10 protein-coding genes are annotated in these 12,046 nt (G+C 41.6%); 6 read left to right on the top strand and 4 right to left on the bottom strand.

What is annotated here, in order from left to right:
- Positions 1 to 236 precede the first annotated feature (236 nt).
- A complete protein-coding gene (locus QUE86_RS17210) occupies positions 237 to 1,244 on the top strand; it encodes a PAS domain-containing methyl-accepting chemotaxis protein (protein ID WP_286260733.1) in 1,008 nt (335 codons plus the stop codon).
- Between the two features lie 2 nt (positions 1,245 to 1,246).
- Here QUE86_RS17210 and QUE86_RS17205 read toward each other — a convergent pair whose 3' ends face one another.
- Together QUE86_RS17205 and QUE86_RS17200 are read right to left on the bottom strand one after the other, a co-directional pair.
- Entirely contained in the window at positions 1,247 to 1,498 is a 252-nt protein-coding gene (locus QUE86_RS17205) for a TIGR03643 family protein (RefSeq protein ID WP_130052834.1), read from the bottom strand.
- A 45-nt stretch (positions 1,499 to 1,543) separates the two neighbouring features.
- A complete protein-coding gene (locus QUE86_RS17200; protein WP_286260732.1) occupies positions 1,544 to 2,428 on the bottom strand; it encodes a LysR family transcriptional regulator in 885 nt (294 codons plus the stop codon).
- A 102-nt stretch (positions 2,429 to 2,530) separates the two neighbouring features.
- Here QUE86_RS17200 and QUE86_RS17195 point away from each other — a divergent pair, with 102 nt between their 5' ends.
- The 3 genes from QUE86_RS17195 to QUE86_RS17185 all read left to right on the top strand — a co-directional run bounded on the left by QUE86_RS17195 (position 2,531) and on the right by QUE86_RS17185 (position 4,967).
- Positions 2,531 to 3,160 carry an NAD(P)-dependent oxidoreductase gene (locus tag QUE86_RS17195; protein WP_167657440.1) on the top strand — a complete coding sequence of 210 codons (630 nt, stop codon included), beginning with the start codon at positions 2,531 to 2,533 and terminating at the stop codon, positions 3,158 to 3,160.
- A gap of 68 nt (positions 3,161 to 3,228) precedes the next feature.
- Positions 3,229 to 4,251, top strand: a complete 1,023-nt coding sequence (locus QUE86_RS17190; RefSeq protein ID WP_286260731.1) for a Kelch repeat-containing protein — start codon at positions 3,229 to 3,231, stop codon at positions 4,249 to 4,251.
- Positions 4,248 to 4,967: an SIR2 family NAD-dependent protein deacylase gene (locus QUE86_RS17185; RefSeq protein WP_130052830.1), complete on the top strand. Its 720-nt coding sequence runs from the start codon at positions 4,248 to 4,250 to the stop codon at positions 4,965 to 4,967. The genes QUE86_RS17190 and QUE86_RS17185 overlap by 4 nt, the downstream gene beginning before the upstream one ends.
- 39 nt (positions 4,968 to 5,006) lie before the next feature.
- On the opposite strand, the gene QUE86_RS17180 is transcribed toward QUE86_RS17185, so the two are convergent.
- Both QUE86_RS17180 and QUE86_RS17175 read right to left on the bottom strand, forming a co-directional pair.
- A complete protein-coding gene (locus tag QUE86_RS17180) occupies positions 5,007 to 6,599 on the bottom strand; it encodes a carboxylesterase/lipase family protein (protein WP_286260730.1) in 1,593 nt (530 codons plus the stop codon).
- 195 nt (positions 6,600 to 6,794) lie between these two features.
- Positions 6,795 to 9,734, bottom strand: coding sequence for a TonB-dependent receptor (locus tag QUE86_RS17175; RefSeq protein ID WP_286260729.1), 2,940 nt, complete (start codon positions 9,732 to 9,734; stop codon positions 6,795 to 6,797).
- Between the two features lie 200 nt (positions 9,735 to 9,934).
- On the opposite strand from QUE86_RS17175, the gene QUE86_RS17170 reads away from it, so the two are divergent.
- Together QUE86_RS17170 and QUE86_RS17165 are read left to right on the top strand one after the other, a co-directional pair.
- Entirely contained in the window at positions 9,935 to 11,182 is a 1,248-nt protein-coding gene (locus QUE86_RS17170; protein WP_167657445.1) for an amino acid deaminase, read from the top strand.
- A gap of 11 nt (positions 11,183 to 11,193) precedes the next feature.
- The gene (locus tag QUE86_RS17165; protein WP_167657446.1) at positions 11,194 to 12,045 is read left to right on the top strand and encodes a MurR/RpiR family transcriptional regulator; all 852 of its coding nucleotides are present in this window, start codon (positions 11,194 to 11,196) and stop codon (positions 12,043 to 12,045) included.
- Position 12,046 lies beyond the last annotated feature (1 nt).

Below are 12,046 nucleotides of genomic sequence, written 5' to 3'. Positions count from 1 at the left end.
TATTTTCCCTCAAGAAACTTCCTATTGTCTTGAAAGTTGATATTTACCCAACTTTTTTACGCTAAAATCATCGAACGGTACAGATTAAGTAGTCCTTATAAAGCTACTCTGTGATGATTTAAGTATTTAAGGTGGGATGCTTTATGTTTTTTACCCAGCCATTGAAAAAAAGGATAGCTCAGTTAGAGGATGAATTGTTTAGTGTATCTCAAGTCATAGATACATTAGATAATAGAATGTTTACACTGGAATTAGATAAGGAAGGTCGTATAACATTTGCTAATACACAAGTATTAGCTGAACTTGGTTATACAGAAATACAGCTAATAGGAAAACCTATTCTTGATTTGGTGCCTAATAATGCCAAAACCACAAGGCATTACCTTCATTTAAAACGAGCTATTTTAGACAAATCAGCCTGGGTTGGGGCCGTACAGCTTTTAAATTCACAGGATCAACAAGTTTGGTTAAGAGCATTTTTCCATCCGATTGTGAGCAAGCAACGAGGCTTTGAAAAGTTTTCACTTCACGCCAGTGTACTAACTCGCACAATTGAAACATCGCGAGAAAATAAAGACTTAGTTCAAGCGATAAATCGCTCTATGGCGGTCATTGAGTTTGATTTAGATGGCTATGTTTTAAAAGTGAATGATCAATTTTTAGCAGGTGTTGGTTATACGAAGAACGAAGTTATCGGTAAGCATCACCGCATGTTTTGTGAACCAGCTGAAGCTAATTCAACAGATTATGCCGAGTTTTGGCTTAAATTAAAAAAAGGCCTCTTTATTTCGACACGATTTAAACGTGTAGATAAATTAGGAAAACCAGTTTGGTTAGAAGCGACCTATAACCCTGTTTTTAATGAGCAAGGCGTGCTCTATAAAGTCGTTAAGTTTGCTACTGTGCTCAGTAAGCAAGTAAATCGAGAAATAGCTGAGCTTCAAGCGGTTGATAATGCTTACAATATATCAGCTGAAAACGATAATGCAGCGCAGCAAGATGCTACAGGTTTAGATGAAATGGTCCGCGTGATGAATGATTTAGCAAGACAAATAAAACAAGCAGCAGCTGAAATGACTGAGCTCGATAAGCAATCTCAACAAATAACTGCCATTGTACGAAGTATTAGTAGTATTGCAGATCAAACAAACGGACTAGCACTTAATGCTGCAGTTGAAGCGGCTCGTGCGGCGGCACGAGGTCGCAGTTTAGCTGTTGGTCAGTTTTCACAAAAGATAAAGTGAATTTATCTATGCTTATACTGTGTTTTGCAATAACCACGAGATATATCAGGGTGGCGTAATTTTAAGTGTTTGGTTTGTCGGCCCGCTGCGCGTTTTCGCCAAAGTTTAAAACTAGAGCTTGTTAACTGCTCACGCATTAATGCGATTACGCTTTTTTCATTTAAGCCAAATTGCTGGTTGATTGCTTCAAACGGGGTTCTGTCTTCCCATGCCATTTCGATGATACGAGATATTTCATGTTCTAAGTGCTGCATTACGACTCCTTTTTGTTGCTTATACGTACCTGCAGCAGATTTAGATTATAAGATATCCTGTTGCCAGTGCTCTGCTAAAAAGTCGATGAACGCTCTCACCACATTTTGTTGGAAGTTACGCGATAAATACACCGCCCATAAGTGAGAGCCCATAGTTGTATGCTCTGGCAGTACTTTAACAAGCTCACCTGATGTCAAATAGTCATTTGCGAGATCGCAAGGCAGATGAGCAACCCCCATTCCTTGTTTGGCAGCTTTTAGGAGTACGCCCATATCGTTGGCAACTATGTTGCCCTTAACAGTCACTTTTTGTGTGTTGTCGTCGCGTTGAAATTGCCAAACATTCTGTTTGTTATGAATAAGGCAATTGTGTGCTGTTAAGTCACTTGGCTCATTAATCGTTTGATTTGCTGATAAATAATCGTTAGATGCACACACTGCGGTTGCGATATACATTAGCTTGCGTGCAATGAGGCCTTCATCGGGCTGGTGGATGTAACGCAAGGCTATATCAACGCGGTCATCAACAAGCTGCGATAAACTATCCGAAAGTAAAAGTTCAAATCGAGTCTGTGGATTGCGTTTGGTGAACTCTTCAATGGCATCAAACAGTTTATGTTGTCCAAGCCCAATGGGGGAGGCAACTCTAATGGTACCTACCAATTCGTTGTTATGGCTGTGTGCTCGGCTTTGTAAATCAGACACTTGGTTCAATATTTGCTGGCAATAGCTAAGGGCTTCTTCGCCTTGAAGGGTTAAACTCACTTTGCGTGTTGTGCGATGAAATAACCTTAAATTTAGCCATTTTTCAATATCTTGAATATGCCTAGAAACTTGTAATCGGCTTAAACCTAAATGCTCAGCAGCTTGAGTAAAGCTGCCTGTGCGGGCAACTTCGACAAAGCTAGTAATAGAATTGAGTTTATCCATTGGTATCTTAATATGAAACAATGTGTGTCTATATAGTGTGTTTATCAGTAATTAGTGAACAAGTAAACTGCAATCATTGAAACAAACAACGGAGCATTCCTCATGAAATTAGCAGTTATTGGCACAACAGGTTGGATTGGCAGCCACATTACATCAGAAGCACTCGCACGTGGTCATCAAGTCAATGCATTAGTAAGAGACGCAAGTAAAGTAACTCAAGAAAACATCACTGTAACTGAATTTGATTTAACAAAAGACGATATCGCAATTGCAGCTGCAGGTAGTGATGTTGTTATTGCTGCAATTGGTGGTCGTGCTTTAGGTAACCATGACATTGTTGCAAACACAGCAAAGCAATTACTAAACGCGCTTGCAGGTACTGGCACACGCATTTTATGGGTGGGCGGTGCAGGTAGCTTAGAAGTCGCACCCGGTGTAACCCTTGTATCAAGTCCTGACTTTCCTGCTGAATATAAAGCAGAAGCAATTGCTCAAGGCGAGGCGCTTGATGTATTTAGAGCATCAACAACAGATACACCATGGACGTTTGTATCACCCGCAGCGGTTATTTACCCTGGTAATTCAGAAGGCCCATACCGTGTCGGTGGCGATAGCTTCTTTACTGATGCAAACGGCGAAAGCAAAATATCAGTTACTGATTATGCTAAAGCGATGCTTGATGAAGCGAAGTCGGCGGCACATTTAAATCAACGTATTAGTATTGCTTACTAATAGCGAGCCTTTTTTCAGGCTCATAAAATGGTATTCTTTAGCGATGTGTTTAGCTATTTATTTAATTTATGAGCCTGTTATTTTCTATTGCACTTGCAACCATTCCCGCCTTACCTGAAGCCGTCGCTAACAACGCTGTAGCGAAAGTTGTTATTGATGAACAAGCCTACTTCTTAAGTTTTATGGGCTTGAGCTCAGGCAAAGCACATACCGATGTTCACAATAAAGTGTGGGTACTCAAAGTTGGCGATAACGCATGGCAAGCGGCTAAAGCAGTGCCGAGTACATTGCCACTTACTGGTCGCTTGGCGAGTACTGCAGTGGGCGTTGGTAAACATGCCTATGTATTTGGTGGTTATACGGTGAGTGCAGAGCATCAAGAAATCTCTTCACCTGATGTATATCGCTATGATGTGCTCTCTAATTCATATACGCAACTTGCCAATATGCCCGTGCCTGTGGATGACAGTGTGGCGCTCTCATACCAGCAGCGTTATATCTATTTAGTCAGTGGTTGGCATAATGATGGGAATGTTAACCTAGTACAAGTTTATGATACGCAAACAGATACTTGGCAACAGGCTTCGCCATTTTTAGGTCAACCGGTGTTTGGCCAAGCGGCTGCGATCAGTGGTAATACAATTTTAGTGTGTGATGGTGTAAAAACACAGGCAAATGCTGATAAACGTCGTTCTTTTGCTGCAGTTGCACAGTGCTTAAAAGGCACTATTGATGCTGATAACCCTTTAAAAATAGATTGGCGTACCGTGCCACATCCAACAGGGGTTGCCCATTACCGTATGGCTGCAACCAGTTTTAATGGCGACATCTATATGATGGGCGGCTCTGATAATCCATATAACTATAATGGTATGGGGTACGATGGCAAACCAGCGCTAGCGAGTGATCATGTTTGGCGCTTTGATATTGATAAAAACACGTGGCAAGTGATGCCAAAAGCCGATACTGCGAGCATGGATCACCGAGGTTTATTAGAGCACCAAGGAAGTTTGTATCGTCTTGGTGGTATGGACAATAATCAACAAGTGACGGCCGATGCACTTGGTTACAAGGTAAAGTTATCTTTATGAATATACTCTATATTACTGGGGCGGGAGTGAGTGCCGCTAGCGGTATACCGACCTTTCGTGGCGAAGATGGCTTTTGGACCATTGGTAGCAAAAATTACACGCCAATGGAAATGGCAACACGTGCTATGTACGAAACTAATCCACGAGAATTTTTAGCTTGGTATTATCATCGCTTTGCAACGTATCGCCATCACGGTCCCAATGAGGTGCATCATTGGTTGAGTGATAAAAATCTCATTACGCAAAATATCGACGGTCTTGATGGCAAAGCTGGTAACACTGATTTTATTGCTATTCATGGTCGTTTAGATCAAATGACACTGTTTCACCATCAAGGTGACGATGTGATGGCTTTTAATGCGCCGTGGGAAAAGGTCAACGAAGACAACCTACACAGCTCGTTGCTTGAGGTGTTTAATATCAATAATGAAAGCCCGATGATTAACGAATCGTTTAAGCCTTACGTGTTGTTATTTGATGAATACTACACTGAACTTTATCGTATTTCACAGGCGCAACAGCGTATGCTCGATGCCGATAAAATCGTCTTTATAGGCACTTCTTTTAGCGTTAATATTACGCAAATGGCACTCGATATTGCACGCAGTCAAGGCATACCGATTGAAGTTGTTGACCCTGATCCTACTCACGTATTTCATCCGAATGTGACATACCACAAGATGACTGCGCTTGAGTATGTTCAGCAGCAAGGGTAAAAATAAGGCGCTTTTATTAAGCACCTTATTTAATTATTACTACTGTTCAGCTTTTGTTGCTGTGATGTTTAACCGCGCTTGTAAGGGATCTGGTAAAAATTCTGCAGTCCCCGACTTATTCATTTGCAGTATAAAAGATTCATCATTTTTATATGCTTGCCATGTCGGTAAGCCTGGGCCATTTGGTGTGCCTAATTTAATAAAATTAGTGACATAACGGTGCATTATTTTAGCAGCTTGCTTATCTTGCTCAGTGGCCACATGCCCATATTTAGCTGCCACAGTGTTAAAAAAGTACGGAATTTCGCTGGCGTGCTCTGCACCGGGTTTATCTAAAGTTTGCGCTACATAACCAAAACGATATAGAAAGGCATCATTACCCATATCTGTCACACGTTTTGCAACGAACCTTGCTGGCTCTTGCATTAAAGCATCTTGACCAACTTGATAATTGAGTAACGGTAACGGAGTGTCGCCATTTGCATCGTAAGTCATTTTGGCTTGTGTGCTGTGAGGGGCAAAGCTTGCGAATAGTGCTTCTTTTGAAGCAAAATGTGCAAAGCCTAAGTCCATATCTGTTGTGCCAACCATTGTTGCAACATGGCTAAATGTACCTTTGTTCAAGCGCGCTTCAGTCGTGGTATTGATAATGGTGCCATCAATAATTGGCCCGCCAACGTAAGTTGAATCATCATTGATTTGTCGGTTCAATGTGCTTAAGTTTAGATTATCAATCACTTCTTCAGCAGATAATTCCCTTAGCGCTGCAAGGGCATTTTCATCACTGCCTAAAATGGTGTGTTGCTTGGCAAAGTTTTTGCCAATTTTTTCAGCGCTTAAGACTGTGTCCTCGTCACTATTTAGTGGCAATTGCTTAAATAGCTCTCGCCCGCCAGCTGACATAATAACCGCTTGTTGGAATAAGCCATTTGCAGCAGGAGTTTGCATCATGGCATGAACCGATGCACCACCTGCAGATTCACCCATGAGTGTCACTTTTGAAGCATCACCACCAAATTGAGCTATATTTTGTTTCACCCACTCAAGTGCTGCAATTTGATCCATTAATGCGTAGTTACCCAATGCGTCATTCTCAAAACGAGTAAGTGCAGGGTGTGCAAAAAAGCCAAATCGGCCTAGTCGATAATTAAAGCTAACAAATATAACCCCTTGTTTAGCAAAGTTCTCACCTGAGTAAACCGCGGGCGATGCACCCCCATTTACAAAGCCACCACCGTGGACCCATACTACAACAGGGTATTGAGTATCACTGTGCTTAGTCGGTGTAAATACATTTAAATAAAGGCAGTCTTCCGAGGGCGTTGTTGTAAGCGGCGCAGCATCTGCTGCAAATGGCTTTTGCATACAGTCAGGCGCGTAATCGTTAAGTACTTTAACACCTTGCCATTTTGGCACTGGCTGTGGTGCTCGCCAGCGTAAGTCTCCCACAGGAGCTGCAGCATACGGAATACCTTTATAAGTAATAAAACGCCCTTGCTGCTGTCCTTGGATGAGCCCACCAGTCACAGCGATATGATCAGATTGAGGCTGTTCTTGGCAGCCTTGCAAAAATACGGCAGAGCCTAATAGTAAAGATGAGTAAAAAATCGATTTTAGAATACGCGATGTCATAACAAAGCCTAGGCTATTTGGATAAGGCTTATAATATTAACATATTCAGATAGTAACAACGAAAAAACCAGCATAGCTACAAGGGGAGGCTATGCTGGTTTTAGTATTTGGCTAAACCACGCGATGCGTTGTTCATTAAAAAGGCCAAACAGACCTTTTATCACTTGGGCAGAAGTGAGCCAAATTAGATTAACCTTAGAAGCGTGTACGAATACCTAGTGTAATACGGCGCTCAAAGATATTTTGAGTGATCACATTATCTGACCACTGTGCGTAAATATCTTCTTTTTCCTCGGTTAAATTACTGACAGATGTATAGATACTGGTATCTTCAGCTAACTCATAGCCAGCATATAAGTCGTAATACAAGGTACTTTTAGTCCAAAATGGCATCACACCATCACCCATTGCTGAGCTTAAGCTATCTAAGCGGTCGCTACGATAATTTGCTGCTAAACGAAGTTGTAATGGGCCTTTTTCATACCACAGTACAGCATTTGCTGATTTTTCTGAGTTGTCTTGGATTGGTAAGCTTTTGCCATACACATCAACGTTAGCGCTATCACTTGGTGCGTAAGTAAAGTTAAGTGATGTACCTAAACCATCAAATGGCTCTGGTAAGAAATCAAATGCTTGTTGATACGTTAATTCGAAGCCTTTAATTTCACCACCTTCACCATTGATTTCGGTAGTAACAGGTACTTCACGACGAATTACACCGTCAATATCAGGTAAGCCCATCATTACGGTGCCATTTTCAACAAAAGACTCAATATCCATTAAGAACGCAGAGATACTTAATAAACCACTTTCATTGAAATACCATTCGGCTGATAAGTTATAGTTTGTAGCGCGCCAAGGCTCAAGATCTGGATTACCATTTTGACGACCTTGAACCGCAACTAGTAAATCAGGACTTACTCCAAGTTCAGCGGCAAGAACATCACCAGCGCGAGTACGTCCAACACTGATACCCCCTGCGAGTTTACCAATGTCTAACGTTGTCATTGTTTTGCCGTAACCAGCACGTAAAATGAAATCCTCAGTCAGGTTTAAGTTAAAGTTCATCGATGGTAAGAAATCAGAGTAATCACGATTTAGCCATTTTTCACCCGTTTTCTCGCTAGCAGTACACAGTGAACATGGACGCGCTGAACCTAGTTGGTTTTGTAGCATGTCGAGTTCCGTTTTAATGTATTGAGCACCAATATTAGCTGTATAGCTCATATCACCAAGCTCACCAGCAAAGTTGAATTTAAAATAAGCTGATTGAGTTTGCTCTTTTACTTGGTATGTACGAGATGGATTTGCTAAACGTTTATTACCTGGATAAATAGCATTTTGGAAAGCCATAGGATCGTCCATGACTTTTGGATCAATTAAGTAAAAGCTTTGATTAGAGCCACCGGGGCCAAAATTACTAACTTGGTTTACCCAGCCATCAGGTAAATCACTAAAGAAGTTAGTATGGCCAAGGGTTAAGTCACCACCTGCAACACTTTTTTCGCCATCACCATTGGTGTCACCTAATGAGGCACCTGAATCTTTCCACATAACGTCTGCGCTTATGTCGCCAGTTGTAAATGGTGCTACAAGAATATAAGTTTCTCGCTCAACATCGCGTTTTGATGCTCGAATACCAAAATCAACGTTAGTTAGATGCTCTGTTGAAAATTCGTAACGACCATCGATACGTGCTACATCAAGTGTCGCTTCTTCTTCAAAGTTATTTTCTGAATATGTAGATACTAGGTTGTATTGATTGATATCACTTCCAAAGCCTTCTTCAAAACCAAGGGTGATGTACTCACCTCCACGAGAAAAATCAACCGCAACAGAATCAGGACCAACACCGTTAGGATTTACAGGTGTCGCGCCTGTACCATCATTTTTCAGCAAACCATGTTGTGCGCCTGAGGTTAAATAACCGTGGGCAACATTCTCAGTATGACCTCGTTCAGCACTACCATGAATATAGCGAAACTCGCCTGAAAGTGGGCCATCACCTTGATATTCAAATTGCATACTTACGTTAGTTGATTCGCGATCATTCGTTAAGCTCTCTGAATAAGCACTTACCCGACGAGCCAAGAATGTTGCATCATTTACTGTATATATTTGACCACCTTGGTCATTATCTAAGCGAGGAATGAAGCTATCTGAATACGCCCAAATATCGCCACGAGCATTGTCGATCATCATGCCTTGTTTTCTATCAGCATCATCCATGTTGGTATAAAAAATATCACCGGTAAATGTCACTGCGTCTGAAATTCGATATTGAACTGTGGTGTTTAAGCCTAAACGTTCTCTCTCCGTTTCACGGTGCATCACACCATAAAATCGTTGGCTGTAGAAACTGTCATTTAGATCACCGTCACCGTTAAAATCGCGAGTAGTCTCATCTTTAACTTCGCTTGATGTCAAAATTGTACCGTTTCGGTAGTTAGCAAGCGTGCCTTCATCGTAAGCAGCAGTAAAAATAATCCCAAAGTCATCGTTGTTATAACCCGCAAAAGCAACCACTTTTGGATCAGTTTCTTCTGATAGGCTGCCACGAGTGGCCTCTCCAGTGAATGAGAAGGTAGTACCTTGCTCTAAATCGAATGGTCTGCGTGTTTTTAGATCTAGAGTGCCAGAGATACCGCCTGCTAGCGTATCTGCTTGAGGTGATTTAAGTACATCAATACCTGAGAGTAGCGCTGCCGGTACGTCGGTAAAGTCAGGTTGTAACGTGGTAATTGAACCTGCACTTAAAAACTGTTCGCCATTTAACAGCGTTGTCACTTGCGGCATACCGCGAACATTGATGGTTGAACCTTCCCCCGCCGAGCGACGAATTTGAATACCTGGAATACGTTGTAGAGTATCTGCGATCGTTACATCGGGTAATTTACCAATGTCTTCAGCGGTGATTGAATCCATTACACCAGTACTAAAGCGTTTGTTATTTATATCTTGCTTGTTACTGGCTGCAATACCTCGGACTTCAATGGTTTCGATTTCTTCATTTGTTAAAGAGTTTTGATCTGCAGCAATCGCATTGAAGCTGGTATAACCGCAAATAACAGCAGCAACGGCATTAGCCGTGATACTGCGACTCAGTTTATGTTGGCGACGGGTTTGAGATTTCATTTTTAACGTTCCTCATCCTGTTTATTTTAGGGTAATTATTATTTTCTGTTAATTTGTAACACGTATTGACTGTGTGTGTGTTATTAATTAACATTAGATTTAACAAAATTGCAATAACAATTACATTAAAAGCGTTATATTTTTTGTTTGATTTTTAAACTATCGCCATTAACTGATTGATTTATAAACAGGCTTTTGAAATGGAAAAATTTAGTGTCGCAAACCTAGAAACAGTAAATCGAGCTAATAAAGGGCTTGGTAATTACCAAAAACTATCTTCATCAGGTTGGAATGTCGCTAAGCAAGATGTCAGTTTGCCTTGTTTATGCCTGTATGAATCACGCTTAATAAATAATATTCAGTGGATGGCTGACTATACAAAAAAAAGCCATGTTCTTTTTGCACCGCATGGTAAAACAACGATGACTCCTGCAATTTTTAAAAAGCAATTAGCTGCAGGGGCTTACGCGATAACGGTCGCAACAGTTGCCCAATCACATGCCGCTGTAAAGAGTGGTGCAAAACGAGTGCTAATGGCAAATCAATTAGTTGGCCGTGCTAATTGCCAGCAATTAGATGAGTTGCTTGCTGCTAACGACATAACCTTTTATTGCTTGGTTGATAACCTAGATAATATACGCATGCTTGGCGAGTACTTTGCTAACACTAAGCATACGATTCATGTGTTGATCGAGCTTGGTGTGCCGGGAGGGCGCTGTGGCGTTGTTGATAGTAAAGAGCTGACATTATTGGTTGCTGAAATAGCTAACTATCAATCGCTTGCATTGGCTGGCATCGAAGTTTATGAGGGAGTGCTATCGCAAACTGAAGCGGTAAGTCAGTTCCTCGAATATGCAGTCGCAACGTGTAAGCAATTAATTGCTGATAACGCATTTGACACACAACAAGTGATGATTACAGCGGGGGGATCAGCTTACTACGACTTAGTGTGTGAGGCATTTCATCCCGAAAAACTGACTCAAAACATGGTCGCTGTGCTTCGTCCGGGCTGTTATGTCACTCATGATCAAGGTATTTACGAACAAGCACAGCAGCAAATTTTAGCGCGAAATGAATTGGCATGCTCTTTAGAAACTGAGCTTACCTCATGCTTAGAAATTTGGGCGTATGTGCAATCAATACCTGAACCGGGTCGAGTGATTATTGGTTTTGGTAAGCGAGATGCTGCATTTGATGCGGGATTTCCAATTCCTTCACTACTGGTTGATCAAAACGGGCAAGTAAGTAAAGCAGATCCCACTTGGAAGATAGAGAAAATGATGGATCAGCACGCAATGATGAAAGTACCACTCGATTGTACACTTCGAGTTGGCGATATTGTCGCATTTGCTACTTCACATCCGTGCTTAACATTTGATAAGTGGCGCTACATCAATGTGATTGATGATAGCTACAACGTAGTTGATGTGGTCGAAACTTATTTTTAGGAGATAGACGATTGGATATAGTTTCAAGAATAAAAGAGCGCTTAGGGCATTTGCGCCAATCAGAACAAGCCGTCGCTCAATTGATTTTGGCGGATCTGCAGTTTGCAGCTTCTGCAAGTATTAGTGATTTAGCAGATAAAGCGAATGTTAGTCATGCGTCAATTACCCGCTTAGCAAAAGCGCTAGGTTGTAGCAATGTACGTGATATGAAGTTACAACTTGCGCAATCTTTAGCAGTAGGTGAGCGATTTATAAATGAAAGTTCTACGCAGCGAGAAGATATCCCCGCTATTTACAAAGCAATTCACGATATTTTAGATATCAACGCAGGACTAATTAAACAAGCCGATGTAGAGCAAGCTGCCCTATATATTGCCAATAGCCGCCATAGCTTAATTTTTGGTGTTGGTGGGGGGAGTTCCGTAGTTGCACAGGAATGCCATAATCGTCTGTTTCGATTAGATATTTTAAGTAATGCCTACAGTGACCCTGTGATGATGCGCATGACGGCGGCAAGTGTTGATGTGAGCGACGTCGTTGTGATGCTATCTCTGACGGGTTGTGCTCGTGACTTGATTGATACTGCGCGTATTGCAAAAGAGTATGGCGCTAAGGTTATCGCAATCTGTCCGCAAAGTGAGTTAGCAGATTTAGCCACGATTCATTTGCCAATCAAAACTAACGAATCTGATTACATTTTTACGCCAAGCACCGCGCGATATGCGATGTTAGCTGCAGTTGATGTGTTAGCCAGTGAAGTCGCAATTTTGACGCAAAAGAAATCTCGCGAAAAATTACGCCGCATAAAGCATGAGCTTGATCAATATCGCCAAGGACCGGACCGTGCACCGATAGGAGATTAGC

The sequence above is a fragment of the Pseudoalteromonas apostichopi genome, assembly GCF_030297135.1.
Taxonomy (GTDB): Bacteria; Pseudomonadota; Gammaproteobacteria; order Enterobacterales; family Alteromonadaceae; genus Pseudoalteromonas; species Pseudoalteromonas apostichopi.
Note: the sequence above shows the minus strand (reverse complement) of the source record. Positions and strands in the feature narration are given on the sequence as shown.